The sequence below is a fragment of the Streptomyces indicus genome, from assembly GCF_900100315.1.
Lineage (GTDB): Bacteria > Actinomycetota > Actinomycetes > Streptomycetales > Streptomycetaceae > Streptomyces > Streptomyces indicus.
On record NZ_FNFF01000004.1, the window covers coordinates 234,916 to 256,869 of the forward strand.

Sequence of the window (21,954 nt, forward strand, 5' to 3'; positions counted from 1 at the left end):
TTGGGCGTGTGTGTCCCCCGGTGAGCCTACGCTTGCGCACCGCTGAGCTGCCCGCGGTGGGCCTTATCCGTACGGGAGCGGCCGCTGCGTCCGTGCGCGAGGCGTGGTCAGCCCAGCGCGAGCACCAGCAGAGCCCCGGTCACCGCGGCCTCCGCGACCGCGCCGAACACGTCCCCGGTGATGCCCCCGAACCTGCGCACGCACCGCCGCAGCAGCAGCTCGCCGGCCACCAGCGAACCCGCCACCGCCAGCGCCCCGCGCAGCAAGCCCACCGTGCCGTAACCGCCCGCGCCCGCAAGGCAGATGACGAGGACGGACACCGCCACGGCCGATTTCCACGGCACCGTCCCGGCCACCGCGGCGCCCAGGCCCTCGGGCCGCGCGGCGGGGACGGAGGGGCGCGAGGCCAGGGTGAGCGCGGTGCGTCCCGCGACATGGGCCACGGCCGCGGCCACCGCCCCGGCCGCCCAGCCCCCCTCCTCGTACACCTGGAAGAACACCGCGACCTGCGCGAGCAGGACGAACAGCAGCGTCACCACGCCGAACGGTCCGATGTCGGAGCGCTTCATGATCGTGAGGGCTTCGGCGGCGGGCTTCCCGCTGCCGAGGCCGTCGGCCGTGTCCGCGAGGCCGTCCAGGTGGAGGGCGCGGGTGAGCAGCGCCGGCACGGCGGCCGTCGCGACCGCCGCGAGCAGCGGACCCGCGCCGAGCAGGAGCAGCAGCCCGCCCGCCGCCCCCGCGCACAGACCGACGACCAGGCCCGCGAGCGGCGCGCACAGCATGCCGGCGCGCGCGGCCGTCCGGTCCCAGCGGTCCACCCGCACGGGCAGCACCGTCAGCGTGCCGAAAGCGAAGCGCACGCCGTCGGCGAGACGGGCGGGCGGGGGAGCGGTGTCGTCCTGGGGAGTCACCGCGGCAGGCTAACCGCCGCCGTTGCGCGTTAAATGACGCATACGGCTCCGATACGGGGCAAGGCGGGCAAAGCGGGAGGGCGTGGCGTGGGTCACTGGTGGTACCGGAACATCGTCGAACCGGGAAAGCTGCCGCTGCTGCTCGCGCTGGTCTCGTTCGTCCTGTCGTTCCTCGTCACGCGGATCATCACGCGCCTGATCCGGGCGGGCAAGGGACCGTTCGGGAACGTGAAGGCCGGCGACCTGCACATCCACCACGTCGTGCCCGGCATCATCCTGACGATCATCGGTGGCTTCGGCGCCGTCGCCGCAGGCCGGCACAGCTTCGGCTCGATGGTCTCGGCCGTGATCTTCGGCCTGGGCGCGGGCCTGGTCCTCGACGAGTTCGCGCTGATCCTGCACCTCGACGACGTGTACTGGAGCGAAGCCGGACGCAAGAGCGTCGAGATCGTCGTCCTGACCGCGGCCCTGGTGGCCCTCGTCCTCGGCGGTTTCCTGCCGTTCGGCGTCAACGAACTCACCGCCGAGGAACGGCACAGCCGGACCATCGTCGTGATGAACACGGCCATGAACTTCTTCTTCGCCCTGATCGCGCTCGCCAAGGGCAAGCCGCGGATGGCGATGCTCGGCACCGTGGTGCCCTTCGTGGCGATCTTCGGCGGGATCCGGCTGGCGCGGCCGGGTTCGCCCTGGTGGAAGCTTTTCTACAAGAACCGCCCGCGGGCCCGCTCGAAGGGCGCCCTGCGCGCGTACCACCACGACCGCCGCTGGTCGAAGCCGCGGCGCAAGGTTCAGGAGTGGCTCGGCGGCCGCTTCGACCCCGAGCCGCGGCGCACCTCGGTGGTCGACCCCGATCCGGCGCCGGGCCCGGACCACATGCCCGAGCGGCGGCGCTGACGCAGCGCGGAGAGCGCGCACAGGAGCAGCACGGCGACGATCGCCGCGAGGTGCTCACGGCCCGCGAGATTGTCCTCGATCACCGTCTCCACGACCATCGCGCCGACCACCAGCGCCATCGTGAACCAGGCCCGGTAGCGCCAGCACACGTAGACCGCGAGGCCCACGACAGCGGCCGACGGTCCCGTGTCCACCACCTGCGCGTCCGATGCGGGAAGCCCGAGCGGCCGGTCCTCGCCGAGCCAGATGCCGAACCGCGCGTAGAGCGTCCCGGCCAGCGTGGCCACGTAGCCGATGAGGAGCATCCGCCACCAGCCGAGCGTGATCTCCGCGATCCCGAACACGAGGAGGATCTGGCCGAGCGCGCCCCAGACCGGCAGGTCGAGGGCCGGCACGAAGAGCGAGAGTGGGGTGCGGAGCAGGGCGAGCCAGAGGGGTTCCTCGGCGCGTACGGAGCCGAGGTTCTGGACGAACTGGTAGCCCCACTCCTGGTTCTGGACGTACTGCATCAGCGCGGTGAGGCAGACGGCGGTGAGCGTGACAGGGATCGCGCGCCACTTCTTCGCGGCGATCCCGTCGCGCACGGCCCGGTACAGCGGGCCCCATTCCGCCCGTACGAGCGCGGTCACGCGGTTCACCGGTGGGACGCCAGGTGCCGCCGGTGCAGCCACTTGGGCAGGCCGGGTGCTTCCAGGAACCCTTCGGCGCGGGCCGCCGCGACTCCGATCCGCAGCAGGTCGCCGCTCTTCTCGAAGAGCAGGAACCGCGGCTCCCAGATGGGCCGGTACTTGGCGTTGGCGCGGTAGAGCGACTCGATCTGCCACCAGCGCGAGAAGAAGCTGAGCAGCGAACGCCACAGGCGGAGCACGGGGCCCGCGCCGATCCGGGATCCGCGCTCGAAGACCGAGCGGAACATCGCGAAGTTCAGCGAGACCTGCGCGATCCCGATGTCCCCCGCCTTCCTGAGGAGTTCGATGACCATGAACTCCATCAGGCCGTTGTCCGCGTCCCGGTCACGCCGCATCAGATCGAGGGAGAGGCCCTTGGGCCCCCAGGGGACGAAGGACTGGAGCGCCCTCAACTCGCCTTCCCGGTCCGTGCACTCGACCATCACGCACCGTCCGTCCTCCGGATCGCCCAGCCGCCCGAGCGCCATGGAGAAGCCGCGCTCGGTCGCGCCGTCACGCCAGTCGTCGGCCCTTTGCAGCAGATACGCGAGCTCCTCGGCCGGGATGTCCTCGTGCCGCCGGATCCGGACCCGGTAACCGGCGCGCTGCACCCGGTTGTGGGCCTGGCGGACGGTGCGCATCGCGCGGCCTTCGAGCGTGAACTCCGCTGTCTCGACGAGGGCTTCGTCGCCCAGCTCCAGAGCGTCGAGGCCGTGCCGGGCGTAGATCGTGCCGGCCTCCTCGCTCGCCCCGATCACCGCGGGCGCCCAGCCGTGCTCGCGCGCCTGGGCGAGCCAGGGCTCGATCGCGCCGGGCCAGGCTTCGGGGTCGCCGAGCGGGTCGCCGGACGCGAGCGAGACGCCGCCGACGACGCGGTACGCCACGGCCGCCTTGCCGCTCGGGGACCACACCACGCTCTTGTCGCGGCGCAGTGCGAAGTAGCCGAGTGAGTCGCGTTCGCCGTGCCGGTCGAGGAGTTCGCGCAGCCGCTTCTCGTCCTCCTCGGTGAGCGGGTCCACCGCGCGGCGGGAGCGGAACGCCGCGTACAGGACGGCGAGCAGCAGCGCGGTGCTCAGGACGTTGATGGAGACGTCCACCCAGCCGGGGGTGGTGATCGTCGGGTGCGACTCGTCGGCGGCGAGCGAGACCAGGCGGGCCGTGCCGTAGCGCCAGCGGTCGAGGAATCCGGCCTTGGTGCCCTGGTCGGTGGCGGTGACCAAGAGTGCGGCCAGCAGCGAGGTGCCGAGCAGCCCGCCCGCGCCGACGATCGCGGCCAGCTTCGGATTGGCGCGGTCGCCCTTCGCGTAGAACTCGGTGCGGCCGATGACGAGGGCCCCGACGAACGCGGCGGTCAGGCCGAGCGAGACCCAGTTCTGCGGATGGCGGCGGATCTCCTCGAAGAGCATCGCGAAGGCGAAGAGCGCCAGGAAGGCGCCGCTGAGCACCGAGTTGAGGATCCAGGCCGCGCGCTTGCGGCGCCGCATCGTGACCGCGAGGAAGAGCGTGAACAGGCCGGAGGCGAAGCCCGCGGTCAGCAGATACGGGGTGAAGAAGTCGTCGGTGTTGTGGCGCCGCAGGTCCTGGGCGAAGGAGACCCAGAAGGCGCTCAGGAAGTTGAGGAACGCGACGCCCCGCAGATACCAGACGGCGAACGCCGCCGCCCGTCTGCGGTGCGCCGCGGCCCGCGGGTCTGCGGTGCCCCGCAGGTCGGCGGCGGTCCCTGGCTCACGTCCGGCCTCTCCCATGGGAGCCGATCCTATGGGGCGAAACGGACAATACGGGGCCAGGGAGCGCCGTACGGATGGTGTGCGGCGCGGGGTTGACGGGTGCTCAGGCGGTGGGTGCGGTCTCGGGTTCTTCCTGTTCGGGCTTCTCGTCCAGGACCGGCAGCTCGGCGGCGAGTGCGGCGGCGGCCTGCACCATCGGCAGGGCGAGCAGCGCGCCCGTGCCCTCGCCCGCGGTCACGCCGTGCGCGAGCAGCGGTTCGAGCGCGAGCCGGTCGAAGGCCTTGGCCTGGCCCGGCTCGCCGCTGGTCTGTCCCGCCAGCCACCAGTCGGGGGCGCGGAAGGCGATGCGCTGGGCGACGAGTGCGGCGGAGGCGGAGACCACACCGTCGAGGATGACCGGGGTGTGCCGGATCGCGCTCTGCAACAGGAAGCCGGTCAGGGCGGCGAGGTCGGCGCCGCCGATGGTCTGGAGCAGCTTGAGCTGGTCGCCGAGCACGGGCCGTGCTCGGCGCAGCGCGTCGCGGATCGCGGCGCACTTGCGCATCCAGGCGAGGTCGTCGATGGGGCGGCCGCCGCGGCCGGTCACCACGGAGGCGTCGGTGCCGCAGAGGGCGGCGATCAGGACGGCGGCGGTGGTGGTGCCGCCCACGCTGAGGTCGCCGAGCATCACGAGGTCGGTGCCCGCGTCGGCCTCCTCGTCGGCGATCGCCATGCCGACGCGGAAGGCCTGCTCGGCCTCCGCCTCGGTCATCGCGTCCTCGACGTCGATACGGCCCGATCCGCGCCGTACGCGATAACCGCCGACCTCGGCGGGCAGGGATTCGGGGTCGCAGTCCAGTGCCACGTCGACCACGCGCACGGGTGCACCGGCCTGGCGTGCGAGCACCGCGACCGGGCTCGCGCCGTCCAGCACCGCGCGCACCAGTTCGTGCGCGCTGCCGGCCGTGCGCGCGGACACGCCCGCTTCCGCGATGCCGTGATCGCCCGCGAACAGGAGCACCTTCGGCTGGCGCAGCGGCTGCACGGGTACGGAGCCCTGGGCCGCCGCGAGCCACTCGCCGAGCTCGTCGAGCCGGCCGAGCGCGCCGGGCGGCACGGCGAGGCGGCCGCGGCGGTCCTCGGCGTCACGGCGGATGCCGCCGTCGGGGCGCTCGACCAGATCGGCGAAGTCATCGAGATTCAGCGCGCTCATGCGGGTGAACGTTACCGGGGGGCGGGGTGCCGTGGTTCTCGTGGTCCCCGCACTCGGCCGGGGCTCCGCCCACGGCACGCTGCTCCGCCGCTCCGCGGCGGGGTGGGTTCCGGGAGCTGACGCCCCCGGGCCCCGGCTTCGCGGGGCTGCGCCCCTGCACCCCGGCGTTGCCAGGGCTTCGCCCTGCACGGCGCTCCGCCGCTCCGCGGCGCGGAGGTGGGGGACGGGGGCTGGCGCCCCGGGCCCCGCGGCGGGGAGGTGAGGGGCGTGGGCTGACGCCCCCGCGCCCGGCCTCGCGGGCCTGCGCCCCTGCACCCCGCTTTCGCCGGGCTGCGCCCGAGCGTGCCGCTCCGCCGCTCCGCGGCGAGGGAGGTGAAGCGCACCCGGCCCCACAAGCGCCCACCCCACAAGCACCCCCTGACACCCCGTCAGTCCGACAGACCTCCTGGTTACGCCATGTGAAGCACTGACTTCGGAGCGTCATTGCGTCGCGCGAAGGGATCCCTTACGTTCCGGTTTGAGTCGGATTGTCGTACTGCGCGGGTTGGGCTCGTATGCCTCCCGCCGCACGTCCCCGTCCTGCACGCGCCTACAAGAGGAGCCCGCTTCCGTGACGCAGACCGTCATCGGCGTCAGCCCGTTCGGTGAGCCGAACGCGCGTCTCGCCGCCGCCGTCTCCCGAGCCGGCGGACTCGGTGTCCTGGACCTCGGCAGCGGCGGGCGCCAAGCCCGCGAGGCCCTCACGCTCGCCCGCCGCTGGACACCCGGCGCCTTCGGGGTCCGGGTCGGCAAGGACTGCGCGTTCGAGCCCGAGGAACTGCGCGACGCCGCGGGCCCGCACACCGTGCTGCTCGCCCCCGACGCCCCCTGGAGCGTCGCGCAGGTCCCCGCGCACACCGTGCTCGTCGAGGTGCGCAGCGCCGCCGAGGCCGTGCACGCGGTCGAGGACGGCGCCTCGGGTCTTGTCGTGCGGGGCAGCGAATGCGGCGGTCCCTGCGGGGAGTTGTCCACCTTCGTGCTGCTCCAGCGCGTGCTCGCCGTCGTCGGGGAGTCCGTCCCCGTGTGGGCCTGCGGCGGGATCGGGCCGCACACCGCCGCGGCCGCGGTGCTCGCGGGCGCGACCGGTGTCGTGCTCGACGTCCAGCTCGCGCTGCTCGAAGAGGGCGACGTCGCGCCCGCCGTCGGCGCCTTCCTGCGGACCGCCGACGGGTCCGAGACCGTGATCGTCGGCGGGAGCCGCGTGCTCGACCGGCGTCGGCCCGGGCTGCCGCCGGTCCTGCGCGAGGATCTGCTGCCGCTGGGTCAGGACGCCTTCCTCGGCACCCGGTTCGCCGCGAAGTACGGGACCGTCCGGGCCGCGCTGGCCGCACTGCACCGCGGGATCGACGAGGCGGTGCGCGCCGACGGAGCGGCCCTGCGCGGCGGCTCCGCCATGTGCCGCGCCCTCGGCACCGCGCTCCCCGTCGCCCAGGGCCCCATGACCCGCGTCAGCGACCAGGCGCGGTTCGCCGCGGCCGTCGCGGACGGCGGCGGTCTGCCGTTCATCGCGCTTGCCCTCGCCGGACGCGAGCAGACCCGCTCCATGCTGGAGCAGACCCGCGCCGCACTCGGCGACCGGTCCTGGGGCGTCGGCATCCTCGGCTTCGCGCCCGAGGAGGTCCGTACCGCCCAACTGGAGGCCGTACGGGAGATCCGCCCGAGCCACGTCGTCATCGCCGGCGGCCGCCCCTCGCAGGCCGCCGCGCTCGAAGCCGACGGCATCGTCACCTTCCTGCACGTGCCCTCGCCCGGACTGCTCGGTCAGTTCCTGGCTGCGGGCGCGCGGCGGTTCGTCTTCGAGGGCGCCGAGTGCGGCGGCCACATCGGACCGCGCAACAGCTTCCCGCTGTGGGAGGCCCAACTCGCCGTCCTGGAGGACTTCCTCGACGAGCACGACGACGTGGACCCGGCCGCGATCCAGGTCTTCTTCGCGGGCGGGATCCACGACGAGCGCTCCGCCGCGATGGTCGCCGCGCTCGCCGCACCGCTCACCGCGCGCGGCCTCGCCACCGGCGTGCTCATGGGTACCGCCTACCTCTTCACCGAGGAGGCCGTGGCCTGCGGGGCGATCCGGCCGCTGTTCCAGCAGGCCGTCCTGGACGCCGAGGCCACCGAACTCCTGCACACCGCACCCGGCCACGCCACCCGCTGCGTGCCCAGCGCCTTCACCGCCGCCTACCAGTCCTTCAAGGACGAGCTGCGCGAGCAGGGCGTGCCGGACCGGCAGGCCTGGGAGGAGCTGGAGCGCCTCAACGTCGGCCGGCTCCGTATCGCCAGCAAGGGCATCGAGCGGGTCGGCGACGAACTCGTCGACGTGGACGAGCAGCGCCAGGTCGACGAGGGCATGTTCATGGCCGGGGAGGTGGCCGTGCTGCGCGCCGCGACCACCACCGTCGCCGAGCTGCACCACGGGGTCGCCGACCGGGCGGCCGAGTTCTACGCGCGGCGCGCGGCCCGGCTCCGTACGGATGAGGCCCAGGAAGAAGCCCCGGAAGCCGCCGCGACCGTCCCCGACCCGCTCGACATCGCCGTGGTCGGCATGTCCGCGATGTTCCCGGGCGCCCCCGACCTCGACGCCTTCTGGGCGCAGATCCTCGCCGGCGAGGACGCCGTCACCGAGGTGCCCGCCGAACGCTGGGACCCCGCCCTGCACTTCGGCGAGGACGCCGAGGCCCACGACGTCTCCGCCTCCAAGTGGGGCGGCTTCCTGCCGCGCATCCCCTTCGACGCCTTGGCGTACGGGATCCCGCCGGCCTCGCTCGCCAGCATCGAGCCGGTCCAGCTGCTCGCCCTCGAAGCGGCCCGCCGCGCCCTGAAGGACGCCGGCCTCGACCGCAAGGACTTCCCGCGCGAGCGCACCTGCGTCGTCTTCGGTGCCGAAGCCGGCAGCGACACGTCCAACGCCACGACCCTGCGGACCGTACTGCCCTCGTATCTCGGACGGCTGCCGGAAGGCATCGAGCAGCAGCTGCCCAAGCTGACCGAGGACTCCTTCCCCGGGCTCCTGTCCAACGTCATCTCCGGCCGGATCGCCAACCGCCTCGACCTCGGCGGCGCCAACTTCACCGTCGACGCCGCCTGCGCCTCCTCGCTCACCGCCGTGGACGTGGCCTGCGCCCAACTCGCCTCCGGGGCCGCGGACGTGGCGCTGTGCGGCGGCGCCGACCTGCACAACGGCATCAACGACTTCCTGCTCTTCTCCTCCGTGCACGCCCTGTCCAAGACCGGGCGCTGCAAGCCCTTCGCCGCCGACGCCGACGGCATCGCCCTCGGCGAGGGCGTGGCCTGCGTGGTGCTCAAGCGGCGCGCGGACGCCGAGCGGGACGGCGACCGGATCTACGCCGTCATCAAGGGCGTCGGCGCGGCGAGCGACGGACGCTCGCTGGGGCTGACCGCCCCGCGCCCCGAAGGCCAGCGCGCCGCCCTGGAGCGCGCCTACGCCCAGGCCCGTATCTCGCCCGCCGAGGTCGGCCTGGTCGAGGCGCACGGCACCGGCACCGTCGTCGGCGACCGCACCGAACTCACCGTCCTGTCCGAGGTGTTCACCGAAGCGGGCGCCGAGCGCGGCGGCTGCGTGGTCGGCTCGGTCAAGTCGCAGATCGGGCACACCAAGTGCGCGGCCGGCCTCGCCGGACTCATCAAGACCGCCCTCGCCCTGCACACCGGCGTGCGCCCGCCCACCCTGCACATCAGCGAGCCCAACCCCGCCTGGTCCGAGGCCCACAGCCCCTTCGCCTTCCACGGGCGCGCCCTGCCGTGGGCCGAGCCGCCCGCGCGGCGGACCGCCGGCGTCAGCGCGTTCGGGTTCGGCGGCACCAACTTCCACGTGGTGCTCCAGGCGTACGACGGCGGCGTACCGCCCCGGCAGGGCAGCGCGCAGTGGCCCGCCGAGCTGTTCGTCTTCCGCAGCAGGGAAGCCGTCGAGGAGACCCTCGCCCTCGCCGAGTCGGGCGCCTGGCGGCTGCGCGACCTGGCGTACGCGGCGGCCCGGCGCGCGGAGACCGCCCCCCGCGCCTTCTTCGGAGCGGTCGTCGCCGAGTCGACCGACGAACTGCCTTCTCTGCTACGGGACTTGCTGGACAGCAAGCGCGCGGCGGGCGTGTTCCCCGCCGACACCGAAGGCCTCGACGGCAAGGTCGCCTTCCTCTTCCCCGGACAGGGCAGCCAGCGGCCCGGCATGCTCGCCGAGGTCTTCGCGGCCTTCCCCGAGACCCAGCGCCACCTGCACGGCGCACCCGTCGACGCGCTCTTCCCGCCCGCCGCGTTCGGCGACGCCGAGCGCAAGGCCCAGCGCGCCCGCCTCACCGACACCCGCAACGCCCAGCCCGCACTCGGTGCCGTCTCGCTCGCCGCGTACGACGTCCTGACCCTCGCGGGCGTACGCCCCGACATGGCCGGCGGACACTCGTACGGCGAACTCGTCGCCCTCTGCGCGGCCGGCAGCATCGACCCCGCCGCGCTGGCCGGACTCAGCCGGGCCCGCGCGGACGCGATCCTCGCCGCCACGGGTGAGGACCCCGGCGCCATGGCCGCGGTGGTCGCCTCGGCCGAGGAGACCGGACGGGTCATCGTCGAGGCGGGGCTGCACGACCGGGTGGTCGCCGCGAACCACAACGCACCCGCGCAGACCGTCATCTCGGGCCCCACCGAGGCCGTGGCCCAGGCCGTCGAGGCCCTCGGCCGGGCCGGCTTCACCGCCCGCACGCTGCCCGTGGCCTGCGCCTTCCACAGCCCGCTCGTCGCCCGCGCGGTCCCGCGCTTCTCGGCCGCGCTCGCCGGATACCCGGTGCGCACCCCCGAGTTCCCGGTCTGGGCCAACCGCACCGGCACCCGCTACCCCTCATCGCCCGCCGACGTACGGGTCAACCTCGCCGAACAGATCGGCGCACCCGTCCGCTTCGCCGAGCAGATCGAGGCGATGTACGAGGCCGGGGCGCGGGTCTTCGTCGAGGCCGGACCGGGAACCGTCCTGAGCGGCCTCGTCGGCCAGATCCTCGGCGACCGGCCGCACGCGGCCGTCCCGTTCGAACCGCGCCCCGACTGCGGGCTGCGCGGCCATCTCGACGCCCTGGCCCGGCTGTTCGCGGCCGGTGTGGACCTCGCCGCGACCCGCCTCTTCGCGGGCCGCGACGCGGCGCTCGCCACCCGCGGCGCCGAACCCAAGCGCCCCGCCTGGACGGTGGACGGCCACCTGGTCCGCACCGCCGACGGCAGCCCGCTGCCCGGAGCGCTGCAGCCCGCCCGACGTATTGCCCTGGAGGCGAGTGTGAGTACGGACTGGACCGGGCACAGCCCCGACGACCCTGAGGCCCTGCTCCGCGCGTTCCTGCAGAACAGCCGCGAGATGGTGGCGGCGCAGCGGGATGTGCTGCTTACGTACTTCGGCGGGGCGGGGGCGGTCGCTCCCGCTCCTGTCGCTGTGCCCGTGGCCGGTCCGGAGCTGCCGGTCACGCCGGTCATGCCAGTGCTGCCGGTGCTCGAGGCCTCGGTCGTCGAGACGGGCGCGACGCCCCAGCCCGCCGCCGAGGCGCCCGCTGCCGCCACCCCGGCGGTGGATGTGCTGGGCACGGTGCTCGCGGTGATCGCGGAGCGGACCGGTTATCCGGTGGAGATGATCGAGCCGGATCTGGATCTGGAAGCGGATCTGAGTGTGGACTCGATCAAGCGGACGGAGATCGCGGGGGAGTTGGGGCGTCGGCTCCTCGGCTCCGGGACGGACCTCCGCTCCCTGCCCGACGCGGAGCTGGAGGAACTGACCCGGGCGCGAACGGCGGCGGGGATCGCGGAGTGGCTGGAGGGGCGGGCCGGGGCCGCGCCTGCCGCTGCCTCTGCGCCTGCCGTCGCGGCTGCCCCGGCTGCTGCACCGGCACCTGCATCTGCGCCCGAGGCCGCGGTGGATGTGCTGGGCACGGTCCTTGCGGTGATCGCGGAGCGGACCGGTTATCCGGTGGAGATGATCGAGCCGGATCTGGATCTGGAAGCGGATCTGAGTGTGGACTCGATCAAGCGGACGGAGATTGCGGGGGAGTTGGGGCGTCGGCTCCTCGGCTCCGGGACGGACCTCCGCTCCCTGCCCGACGCGGAGCTGGAGGAGCTGACCCGGGCGCGCACGGCCGCGGGGATCGCGGAGTGGCTGACCGTACGGGTCGGCGGTGCGCAGGAGCCGGCGGCCGCCGCCCCTGCCCAGGCCTCCGAAGACCTCCTCACCGGCAACCCCGCCGAGGACCCCGCCTGGATCGACCACACGCCCGACGCGGCCGACCTTCGCACGCTGCCCGGCTCCCTCGCTCCCGAGCCCGCCGCCGGACCCGCCCCGATGGAGCCCACGGCCACGCAGTGGGATGCCCCGGCTCCGGTGCTTCCGGCCGACACCGAGCCCGTCGCCGTACAGCCGCAGGACGGTCGTCTCGTACAGCCGCAGGACACCGCAGCGCTCGTACAGGCTCAGGACTTCACCCCCGTACGACCGCAGGTCCAGCAACCCGCGGAGGCGGCGGAGCCCATCGAGCCGGTGCAGCTCCAGGAGCCGGTGCAGCAACCCGAGTCCCAGCCCGAGCCTGCGGCCGATCCCGAGCCCGAGCCCGCCCTCACCATCGCCGCCCCCAAGCGCTACCTGCTCGCCCCCACCCCCCTCGACCCGGCCCCCGCACCCGGTGCCGTCGCCGCCAACGATCTGCGCGGGAAGCGGTTCCTGCTGGTCGGGGACGGGACGCCGGTGGCGCAGGCGCTCGTGACGCGGCTGACCGTGCTCGGCGCCATCGCCTCGCGGGCCGGCGAGGACCTCGAAGGGCACCAGGGCGCGGTCGACGGGCTGATCCACGTCGGGGCGCTCGCCGAGGGCGCGGAGCCCGTACTGCCCGGCGCCTTCCCGCTGTTCCGGGCCGCACTGCGGCGCAGCCCTCGCTGGCTGCTCGCCGCGCAGCACGCCAAGGACACCAGCGGTCTGGCCGGGTTCTTCCGGACGGTGGCGCGTGAGTATCCGGACACCGTCGCCCGCAGCGTCGAGGTCGATCCCACGCGCGGGGCCGCCGAGCAGGCCGAGATGATCGTCGAGGAGCTGCTCGCCCCCGACCGCGAGCCGGTCGTGCTCCGCACGCGCAGCGAACGCCGCGGACTCGCCGTACGCGAACAGGACCTCGGGCTGCTCGCCACCGCGGGCGCCGGACCGGCCGGCACCGGCGTCGCCGAGGCGACCGTGCTCGGGCTCGGACCCGACTCGGTGGTCGTCCTCGCGGGCGGCGCGCGCGGCATCACCGCACGCTTCGCCGTGGCGCTCGCCGCCGCGTCCCGCTGCCGTATCGAACTGCTCGGACGCACCGAACTCCCCGACGTACCGGACGAGTTCCCCGACGCCCGCGACCGCGCGGCCCTGCGCGCGGCCCTGATCGCGCGCGGCGGTCTGCGGCCCGCCGAGATCGAGCGGACCGTGAGCCGCGTCCTCGCCCAGCGCGAGATCGCGAGCACCCTCGCCGAGATCCACGACGCGGGCGGCACCGCCGGCTACCGCCCGGTCGACCTGCGCGACGCCGAGGCCGTGCAGCAGGCGGTCAAGGAGACGTACGCGATGTACGGGCGGATCGACGGGGTCGTGCACGCCGCCGGCGTCATCGAGGACAAGCTCATCGCCGAGAAGGACCCGGACTCCTTCGGGCGGGTGTACGGCACCAAGGTGGACGGGGCGCGCACGCTGCTCGCCGCCCTGCACCGGCTGCCCCAACTCCCGCGCTTCACCGTCCTGTTCGGCTCCATCTCGGCGGTCTTCGGCAACCGCGGCCAGATCGACTACGCCGCCGCCAACGACGCGCTCGCCCGCATCGGCCGCCGCTGGCAGGAGGCCACCGGCACCCGCGCCCTGACCGTGCACTGGGGGCCGTGGGCGCCGACCGGGGCGCACGACGGGATGGTCGGTCCGGAGCTCGGCCGCGAGTACGCGCGGCGCGGGATCGAGCTGATCGACCCCGAGGAGGGCGTGCTCGCCCTGCTGCGCGAACTGGCCTGGGGCGACGCGGAGACCGACGAGGTCGTCTACACCGCGTCCGGCTGGTGAGCCGGACCATGGGACAGCAGCAGCCCGTCGCCATCGTGGGCATGGCGGTGACCCTGCCGGGCGCCGCCGACCTGGAGACGTACTGGCGCAACCTCGTCGACGGCCGGGAGGCGCTGAGCGAGGTGCCCGCCGGGCGGTGGGACAGCGAGGCGTTCTACGACCCGGCGGGCGGCCGGCCGGACGCCGTCTACTGCCGGCGCGGCGGCTTCGTCGACGGGCTCGACGAGATCACCGCCTTCGACCCGACGGCCTTCGGGATCATGCCGGGCTCGGTGGCGGCCACCGAACCCGACCAGCTGATCGCGCTGCGCACCGCCGCGGCCGCGCTCGCCGACACGGTGAGCGGGCTCCCGGCGGACCGCGCGCGGGTCGGTGTCGTCCTCGGCCGCGGCGGCTATCTCACCTCGGGCCTCGCCCGCCTCGACCAGCGGCTGCGCACCTCGGCCCAACTGGTCCGCACTCTGCGCGAGTTGCTGCCCGAACTCGGCGAGGACCGGCTCGCGCTCGTACGGGACGCCTTCCAGGACGCGCTGGGCGGACCCGAGAGCCCCGAGTCCGTCATCGGCCTCGTCCCCAACTTCGCCGCCTCCCGCGTGGCCAACCGCCTCGACCTGCGCGGCCCCGCGTACACGGTCGACGCCGCCTGCGCCTCCTCCCTCGTCGCCCTCGACCAGGCCGTGGCCGAACTCGCCGCCGGACGCTGCGACGTGATGCTCGCCGGCGGCGTCCACCACTGCCACGACATCACCCTCTGGTCCGTCTTCGCGCAGCTGCGCGCGCTCTCGCCGAGCGGCCGCATCCGCCCCTTCCACAAGGACGCGGACGGCGTCCTCATGGGCGAGGGCACGGGCGTCGTGGTGCTCAAGCGGCTCGAGGACGCGCAGCGCGACGGCGACCGCGTCTATGCGGTCGTACGGGGAGTCGGCGTCGCGGGCGACGGACGCGCCCAGTCCCTGGTCAACCCCGACCCCGGCGGGCAGGCCCGCGCCGTACGGCTCGCCTGGGAGGCCGCCGGACTCGACCCGGCCGCACCCGGCTCGCTCGGCCTCCTCGAAGCACACGGCACCGGCACGCCCAACGGCGACCGGGCCGAAATGGCCACCCTGGCCGAGGTGTTCGGCCGCGGCACCGCACCCGACGCGGTGATCGGCTCCGTGAAATCGATGATCGGGCACACCATGCCCGCGGCGGGCGTCGCGAGCCTGGTGAAGGCCGCGCTCGCGATCCACCGCGGCGTCCTGCTGCCGACCCTGCACTGCGAGGACCCGCACCCGGCGCTCCTGGAGACCCGCTTCCGGCCGGTGGCCTCCGCGCGGCCGTGGGAGGGCGAGGTGCGGCGGGCGGCGGTGAACGCGTTCGGGTTCGGCGGGATCAACGCGCACGTGGTCCTTGAGCAGGGGCCGGATGCCGTGACGGAGACGGTGACCGGCCCGGTGCAGAAGGGCGCCTCCCGGCCGCCGCGCGTCTCGGGCGCCCAGGTCACCGAACCCGTACAACTCCTGCGCCTGGCCGCCCCCGACACGGCGGCCCTCGCCGCGCTCCTCGAAGCCGACGACGCCGAACTGCGGCGCGGCGCGGGCGAGGTGACGGGCGCCGGGCACGCCCGGGTCGCCGTCGTCGACCCCACGCCCCGCAACCTCGCGCTCGCCCGCAAGGCCGCCCAGCGTGGGCGGGAGTGGGGCGGGCGCAGCGACGTCTGGTGCTCGCCGCGCCCGCTGCTCGGACCCGGCGGCGGCCGCACCGCCTTCCTCTTCCCCGGCCTCGAAGCCGAGTTCAGCCCGCGCATCGACGACGTGGCGCGGCACTTCGGGCTGCCGCCCGTCGAGTTCGCCGACGCGCGGGTCGGGGACGTGGGCGAGCACGGAGCCGCCGTCTTCGGCGTCGGCCGGCTGCTCGCCGAGGCCCTCGGACGGATCGGTCTCGCGCCGGACGCGGTGGCCGGGCACAGCGTGGGCGAGTGGACGGCGATGGCCGTCTCCGGAATGTACGCACCCGCTCAAGTGGACGCGTTCCTCCGGGACTTCGACCCCTCTTCGCTACGCGTACCCGGCCTCGCCTTCGCCGCGTTCGGCGCCCCCGCCGCACAGGTCGAGGCGGTACTCGACGACTTCCCGGGCGTCGCCCTCTCGCATGACAACGCCCCGCGCCAGTCCGTCGCCTGCGGCCCGCACGCCCAGGTGGAGGCGCTGGCCGCCCGGCTGCGCGAGGACGGTGTCCTCGGCCAGGTGCTCCCGTTCGAGTCCGGCTTCCACACCCCGATGCTCGCGCCCTACCTCGCCCCGATCGAGACGGCCGCCCGCACCTTCGCCTTGCACCCGCCCGCTGTCCCGGTCTGGTCGGGCACGACCGCGGCGCCCTTCCCGGCCGACGAGCGCGGTGTGCGCGAGCTGTTCGTCCGCCACCTCCTCGAACCGGTGCGCTTCCGGATGCTGACGGAGGAGATGTACGCCGCCGGGTTCCGCGCCTTCGTCCAGCTCGGCTCGGGCCAGCTGCCCGCCCTGGTCGGCGACACCCTGTCGGGCCGCCCGCACCTCGCGGTCACGGCCAACGCACCGCGCAGCACGGGCCTGGCCCAGCTGGTGCGGGTGGCGGCGGGGGTGTGGGCGTACGGCGGGGAGCCGGAGTTCGGGGCGTTGGGCGGGGTGGTGTCGGGGGCAGGTGTTCGCAGGGCTGAAGTAGCCGGACCTGCGGGCGAGTTCGGGTCCGCGCCTGAGTCGGATCCCGCGCCCCGGTCCGAGCTCGCGGCCCAGTCCGAGCCCGCGAGCGAGCCGGACCGTGTGTCCGCGCCCGCCTCGCGCACCGTGCCGCTCGACCTCGGCGCCGGCCTGGTCTCCCTCGATACGGCGACGCGGGAGCGGCTGCGGGTGGTTTTGCGGGGTGCCGGGCCCGGAGCCGTGGGGGAGCCCACGCGTACGGCCGCCCAACTCCCGGAATCCCTCGCGGGGTCAGCACTGGCCGCCGACCTTCAGGCCCTGCTCGACGCCTCCGCCGAGACGGCGAACGAGGTCCTGGCGGCTGCGGCGAGGGCTGGGGGCGCGACCAGGGCTGGGGCTACGGCGGCGTCTGCTGTGGCGTTCTCCGGTGCACCCCGAACAGTCCCCTCCCGCCCGGGGGCCGAAGCCCTTTCCAGGCTATCGACCACCACTGACAATCCCCGCCCCGCACACCAGCCCAGGCAGCCCCACACCCCGCACCCCACCCCCACCACACCGAACGCGGCCACCCCCGCAGGCAGCCCCACCACGGCCCCGCGTACTCCTGTCACCCCCACCCCCACCACCCAGACCCCCTTCACCATCTCCCTCACCACCCTCCCGTACCTCACCGACCACTGCTTCTTCCGGCAGCGGCCCGACTGGCCGGACATCGGCGACCGTTGGCCGGTCGTGCCCGCCACCACGCTCGTGCACCTGATGGCCCAGGCCCTGCCGCAGCCGCACGCGCCCCTCGTCGCCGTCCGTGACGCGCGCTTCCTGGAGTGGGCCGTGGCCGAGCCCGCGCAAGACGTCGTCATCGAGACCGTCACCGAGGCCCCCGGCCGGTACGCCGTCAGCTTCGGGCGGCACGCCCGCGCCGTCCTCGAGACCGGCACCCACGCGCAGCCACCGGCCCCCTGGGCGCCGCCCACCGGGGAGCGCCGGCCCACCACCTCCGCCCAGGAGATGTACGACGAGCGGTGGATGTTCCACGGCCCCCTGTTCCGCGGGGTCACGCACATCACCGCACTCGGCGACCGTCATGTACGCGGCGTCCTGACCGCCCCGCCCGCGCCCGGTGCCCTGCTCGACAACGTGGGCCAGCTGCTCGGCTACTGGCTGATGGCCACCCACACCGACCGCACCGTCGTCTTCCCGGTCGGCATCAAGGAGGCCCGCTTCTTCGGCCCGCACCCCGAACCCGGCACGCGGCTCGACTGCCACATCCGGATCACCGCCCTGACCGAGACGGTCCTCGAAGCCGACGTCCAGCTCACCCGCGGCCACCAGGTCTGGGCCGAGATCCGCGGCTGGCAGGACCGCCGCTTCGACTCGCCGCCCGAGACCGACCAGGTCAAGCGGTTCCCGGAGCGCAGCACCCTCTCCACCGAGCAGGCCGGCGGCTGGCAGCTGGTCTTCGAGTGCTGGCCCGACCCCGCCTCGCGCGAGCTCATGATGCGCAACCAGCTCACCGGCGACGAGCGCACCGCCTACCTCCAGCACCCGCCGCGCGGCAAGCGCCAGTGGCTGCTCGGCCGGATCGCCGCGAAGGACGCCGTGCGCCGGCTGCTGTGGGCGGGCGGCGAAGGCCCGGTGTTCCCGGGCGAGGTGCGCATCGCCAACGAGCCGAGCGGCCGCCCGTACGCGTACGGGGTCCACGGGCGCCAGCTGCCCCGTATGGACGTGTCGTTGGCGCACTGCCGGGAGGCGGCCGTGGCGCTCGTACGGGAGCGGGGGCCCGTCGGGATCGACATCGAGGAGATCACCGAGCGGCCCGCCGCCACCGTCGACGCGGTGCTCGGCGCCGGCGAGCGCGCGCTCTACGAGGCGCTCGGCGCGGACCCCGAGGCGCTCGCCCGCATCTGGGCCGCCAAGGAGGCCGCCGCGAAGGCCGAGGGCACCGGGATCCAGGGCCGCCCGCGGGACTTCACGGTCACCGCCGAAGGACCGGAGACGCCCGGCGGGACGGACGCACTGACCGTCCGTACGCCCTCGGGCGCCACCCACCGCGTACGCCTCACCACCGCGGCCAACCCGCCCGGCCTGCCCGCCCGCCGCTACGTCGTCGCCTGGACCGAACCGCCCACCCGGACGACCGCACCGACCGAAGCCACCCCAGCACCCGACGCCTTCCCGGCGCCCGAAGCCACCCCAGCACCCGCAGCGTCCCCCGCCCCCGAGGAGCCCACCTCATGACCAGCCCCGCCACCGTCGACGAAGAGGCCGTCCTCGCCGAGATCGGCGGCGCCCTGCGCGCCGTCCTCGACGACCTGGAGTTCGAGGACGTCCCGATCACCCGCGAGACCCGCTTCGTGGAGGACCTCGACCTGGAGTCGATCGACCTCGTGTCGCTCACCTCGGAGCTGCGCGCCCGCTACGGCGACCAGGTCGACTTCCCGGCCTGGTTCGCCTCGCTCGAACTCTCCGAGATCATCGGCCTCACCGTCGGTCAGCTCGCCGACTACATCGTGGGGCGCCTGCGGTGACCCGGCTCGACGCGGGCGGCCTGCGCTTCAACGTCGAGCGGCTCGACGGGCAGGGCGCGCCGGGCGCGGGCGGCCGCGAGACCGTCGTCCTCGTGCACGGCATCGCCACGGACAACCTCACCAGCTACTACTTCACCGTCGCCCCCGTGTTCGCCGCCGCGGGGTACGACGTCGTGATGTACGACCAGCGGGGCCACGGCCGCACCACCCGGCCCCCGCACGGCTACCGCATCGAGCAGTTCTCCGGCGATCTCGCCCTCCTGCTCGACGAGTTGGGCGTCGCCGGGCCCGTCCACCTCGTGGGCAACTCCTTCGGCGGCACCGTCGCCCTCGACTACGCCCTGCACCACCCGGGCCGCGTCGCGAGCGTCCTGATCGTCGAGTCCGAGCCGCCCACCGAAGCCTGGGCGCGGAAGATGAGCGGCCTGCTCGCCGGATCCGCGTACCAGCTGCACGACGAGCGCACCCTGCCGTGGATCGAGGAGACCTACGGCCGCCACGAGGCCCGCCTGGTGCGCTGGTCGATGCGGCTGCTGCACGGCACGTCCATCGCCGAGGACATCGCCGCGAGCCGCATCCCCGACGAGGCCGCCTGGCGCTCCCTCGCCGTGCCGGTGCTCGCGGTGTACGGGGCGAACTCGGACCTCGCCGACATGGCCGGCTGGCTGCGCGGCCTCCTCCCGCACTGCCGCACCCACGCCGTCCAGGGACACGGCCACTCCGTCCTCGTCGGCACCCCGGAAACGGTCGGCCCGCTCCTCCTGGAGTGGGTGCGCGAGGGCCACAAGCAGCTGATCGGGGACCCCGTGGAGCTGGGCGAGAGCCACGAGGAGCCGGGCGAGCGCCAGGAGGAGCTGCGCGAGGGCCGCGATCCGGCGCCCGCCGGCCTGCACGCGGGAGTGCCGACCCCATGAGCCGCTTCCTCTTCGTCGTGCCGCCGCTCGTCGGCCACGTCAACCCCACCGTCAGCGTCGCCGCCGAGCTCGCCGCGCGCGGGCACCGGGTGGCGTGGGCCGGACTGCCGCGGTTCGTCGAGGAGTTGGCGGGCCCGGAGGCCGAGGTGTTCCCCTGCGAGATCCCCGGCCTCCTGGAACGGCCCGCCGAGCTGCGGGGCGCGGCCGCGCTGCAGTTCCTGTGGCAGGAGTTCTTCGTGCCGCTCGCCGAGGCGATGGCGCCCGGAGTGGCGGAGGCGGTACGGGAGTTCGGGCCCGATGTGGTCGTCGCCGACCAGCAGACCCTGGCCGGCGCGCTGGTCGCGGAGCGCGCCGGGATCCCGTACGTCACCTCCTCGACCACCTCCGCCGAGTTCAGCGACGCCCTGGACGGGATGCCGAAGATCGGGGAGTGGGTGGCCTCGCTCGTGGCCGGACTGCGCTCCCGTATCGGCGACCCGTCCCGCGACCACGACCCGCGCTTCTCGCCGGACCTCGTCCTCGCCTTCACCACCCCCGAACTCGCGGGCGAGGGCGCCTACGGCGACCAGGTGCGCTTCGTCGGCCCCGCCCTCACCCGCCGCCCCGCGGGCGACTTCCCCTGGGAGTGGCTCGACGAGGACCGGGCGACTGTGCTCGTCTCGCTCGGCACCGCCAACACCGACGTCGGCGCACGCTTCCTGACCGAGTGCGCCGCGGCCGTACGGGAGAGGCACGGGCGGATCCAGGCGGTGGTCGCCGACCCCGGCGGGGTGCTCACGGCCGAGTCCGACACCGATGTGCTCGTCCTCCCGCGCATCCCTCAACTCGCCCTGCTCGAACGGGCGTCCGCGGTCATCAGCCACGCCGGGCACAACACCGTCGCCGAGTCCCTGTGGCACGGCGTCCCGCTGGTCGTCGCCCCCATCCGCGACGACCAGCCGCTCGTCGCCGCCCAGGTCACGGCCGCGGGCGCGGGGGTGCGGGTGAGGTTCGGGCGCAGCGGGCGCCGGCAGATCGGGGCCGCGCTCGACGCCGTACTCGACGACACCGCCCACCGCGAGGCGGCCCGGCGGATCGGTGACTCCTTCCGCGCGGCCGGCGGAGCGGCGGCCGCGGCCGCACACCTGGAGAAGTTCGCCGTGGACCGGAGCTGAGCGTCCCGGAGAACTCCGCCGTGGACCGGAGCCGAGCGCCGCCGAGTCCGCACCCCGACCCCCTGACCTTTGGAGACAGCATGGCCACCACCGACAGCCTCGAGAGCGCCGGGACGCCCGAGAAGACCGAGACCATCGACGAGTACCGCATCCGCCGCCGCGCGATGGTCGCCGAGCTGCGCCCCTCGTACCAGGCCGAACTGGCCGAGGGCACGGACCGGTTCTTCGAGCGGCGGCGCGAGGACTGCCCGTGGTGCTCCTCGAAGCGGCTCAAGGTGCGGCTGCGCACGAAGGACTTCCTCCAGCGCAAGCCCGGCACCTTCGTCCTGGAGCAGTGCGCCGACTGCCGGCACATCTTCCAGAACCCGCGCCTGAGCCACGCCGGACTCGACTTCTACTACCGGGACTTCTACGAGGGCCTGTTCGGGCGCGAGCTCGGCCAGGCCTTCGAGGGGGCCGAAGGCGACCGCAAGCAGCGGCACGCGGACCGGGCCAGGGCGATGCTCACGCATCTGCGCCCGAAGCGCTGGCTCGATGTCGGCACGGCCGGCGGCGACTTCTGCGTGGGGGCGAAGAAGGAACTCCCCGACACCGTCTTCGACGGGCTCGACGTCGGCACGAACGTGGTCAAGGCCAAGGAGGAGGGCCGCATCGAGGAGGCCTACCAGGGCTTCCTGCCCGACCACGCCACCGCGCTCGCCGGGCGCTACGACGCGGTCAGCATGTTCCACGTCCTGGAGCACACCGTGGACCAGAAGGCCGAGCTGGCGGCCGCCCGCAAGGTGCTGCGGCAGGGCGGGCACCTCATGATCGAGGTGCCGGACCCGGAGTCGCACTACGCACGCCTGCTCGGCAAGTACTGGGTGCCGTGGTTCCAGCCGCAGCACCTGCACTTCGTCTCGGTCGGCAACCTCAACCGGGCCCTGCGCGAACTCGGCTTCACCGTCGTGGCCGTGGACCGCCGCCGGCCGCACATCCCCTTCGACTTCCTCGGCGCCTTCGGGATGCTTCTGATCCGGATGCAGCCCTTCCGCAACGAGCCGTGGCTGCCGAAGGAGCCGGGCAAGGCGGGCACCTGGCTGTGCCGTACGGTCTTCCGCCTCGGCGTGCCCGTGATGCCCTTCCTGTACTTCCTCGACCGGCTCCTGGGCCCCGTGGTCAGCCGGATCGGCTTCTCCAACGCCTACCGGGTCGTGGCCCGCAAGGATTGAACGGCCGCTTCC

The 21,954-nt window shown here is 74.3% G+C and carries 11 protein-coding genes; 7 read left to right on the forward strand and 4 right to left on the reverse strand.

Annotated elements, in window-relative coordinates; translation table 11 throughout:
- Positions 1-107 precede the first annotated feature (107 nt).
- A complete protein-coding gene (locus BLT97_RS13125; RefSeq protein ID WP_093609449.1) occupies positions 108-911 on the reverse strand; it encodes an adenosylcobinamide-GDP ribazoletransferase in 804 nt (267 codons plus the stop codon).
- Positions 912-998: 87 nt separating this feature from the next.
- Here BLT97_RS13125 and BLT97_RS13130 point away from each other — a divergent pair, with 87 nt between their 5' ends.
- Positions 999-1,808, forward strand: coding sequence for a hypothetical protein (locus BLT97_RS13130; RefSeq protein WP_245769300.1), 810 nt, complete (start codon positions 999-1,001; stop codon positions 1,806-1,808).
- On the opposite strand, the gene BLT97_RS37845 is transcribed toward BLT97_RS13130, so the two are convergent.
- From BLT97_RS37845 to cobT, 3 genes are all read right to left on the reverse strand, one after another.
- Positions 1,703-2,446 (reverse strand): hypothetical protein, encoded by a 744-nt coding sequence (locus BLT97_RS37845; RefSeq protein WP_245769301.1) that lies wholly within the window; start codon positions 2,444-2,446, stop codon positions 1,703-1,705. The two genes, BLT97_RS13130 and BLT97_RS37845, sit on opposite strands and share 106 nt — an antisense overlap.
- Positions 2,443-4,221: a phosphatidylglycerol lysyltransferase domain-containing protein gene (locus BLT97_RS13140; protein WP_093609451.1), complete on the reverse strand. Its 1,779-nt coding sequence runs from the start codon at positions 4,219-4,221 to the stop codon at positions 2,443-2,445. Before BLT97_RS13140 ends, BLT97_RS37845 begins: the two co-directional genes overlap by 4 nt.
- An 85-nt stretch (positions 4,222-4,306) precedes the next feature.
- Entirely contained in the window at positions 4,307-5,395 is a 1,089-nt protein-coding gene (gene cobT, locus BLT97_RS13145) for a nicotinate-nucleotide--dimethylbenzimidazole phosphoribosyltransferase (RefSeq protein WP_093609453.1), read from the reverse strand.
- Between the two features lie 610 nt (positions 5,396-6,005).
- On the opposite strand from cobT, the gene BLT97_RS13150 reads away from it, so the two are divergent.
- The 6 genes from BLT97_RS13150 to BLT97_RS13180 all read left to right on the forward strand — a co-directional run bounded on the left by BLT97_RS13150 (position 6,006) and on the right by BLT97_RS13180 (position 21,942).
- The gene (locus tag BLT97_RS13150; protein WP_245769302.1) at positions 6,006-13,481 is read left to right on the forward strand and encodes a type I polyketide synthase; all 7,476 of its coding nucleotides are present in this window, start codon (positions 6,006-6,008) and stop codon (positions 13,479-13,481) included.
- Positions 13,482-13,489: 8 nt separating this feature from the next.
- Complete coding sequence (locus BLT97_RS13160; RefSeq protein WP_093609455.1) at positions 13,490-18,373, forward strand: type I polyketide synthase; 4,884 nt, start codon at positions 13,490-13,492, stop codon at positions 18,371-18,373.
- Entirely contained in the window at positions 18,370-18,663 is a 294-nt protein-coding gene (locus BLT97_RS13165) for an acyl carrier protein (protein WP_093609457.1), read from the forward strand. The genes BLT97_RS13160 and BLT97_RS13165 overlap by 4 nt, the downstream gene beginning before the upstream one ends.
- Positions 18,660-19,577 carry an alpha/beta fold hydrolase gene (locus tag BLT97_RS13170; protein ID WP_093609459.1) on the forward strand — a complete coding sequence of 306 codons (918 nt, stop codon included), beginning with the start codon at positions 18,660-18,662 and terminating at the stop codon, positions 19,575-19,577. Before BLT97_RS13165 ends, BLT97_RS13170 begins: the two co-directional genes overlap by 4 nt.
- Positions 19,574-20,731 (forward strand): glycosyltransferase, encoded by a 1,158-nt coding sequence (locus BLT97_RS13175; protein WP_093609461.1) that lies wholly within the window; start codon positions 19,574-19,576, stop codon positions 20,729-20,731. The genes BLT97_RS13170 and BLT97_RS13175 overlap by 4 nt, the downstream gene beginning before the upstream one ends.
- Positions 20,732-20,811: 80 nt before the next feature.
- The gene (locus BLT97_RS13180; RefSeq protein WP_245769303.1) at positions 20,812-21,942 is read left to right on the forward strand and encodes a class I SAM-dependent methyltransferase; all 1,131 of its coding nucleotides are present in this window, start codon (positions 20,812-20,814) and stop codon (positions 21,940-21,942) included.
- Positions 21,943-21,954 lie beyond the last annotated feature (12 nt).

Bases quoted from the DNA above. Each gene is read 5' to 3' on its own strand.
- BLT97_RS13180 (WP_245769303.1), top strand. From the start codon at position 20,812: ATGGCCACCACCGACAGCCTCGAGAGCGCCGGGACGCCCGAGAAGACC.
- cobT (WP_093609453.1), bottom strand. From the start codon at position 5,395: ATGAGCGCGCTGAATCTCGATGACTTCGCCGATCTGGTCGAGCGCCCC.
- BLT97_RS13160 (WP_093609455.1), top strand. From the start codon at position 13,490: ATGGGACAGCAGCAGCCCGTCGCCATCGTGGGCATGGCGGTGACCCTG.
- BLT97_RS13140 (WP_093609451.1), bottom strand. From the start codon at position 4,221: ATGGGAGAGGCCGGACGTGAGCCAGGGACCGCCGCCGACCTGCGGGGC.
- BLT97_RS13165 (WP_093609457.1), top strand. From the start codon at position 18,370: ATGACCAGCCCCGCCACCGTCGACGAAGAGGCCGTCCTCGCCGAGATC.
- BLT97_RS13175 (WP_093609461.1), top strand. From the start codon at position 19,574: ATGAGCCGCTTCCTCTTCGTCGTGCCGCCGCTCGTCGGCCACGTCAAC.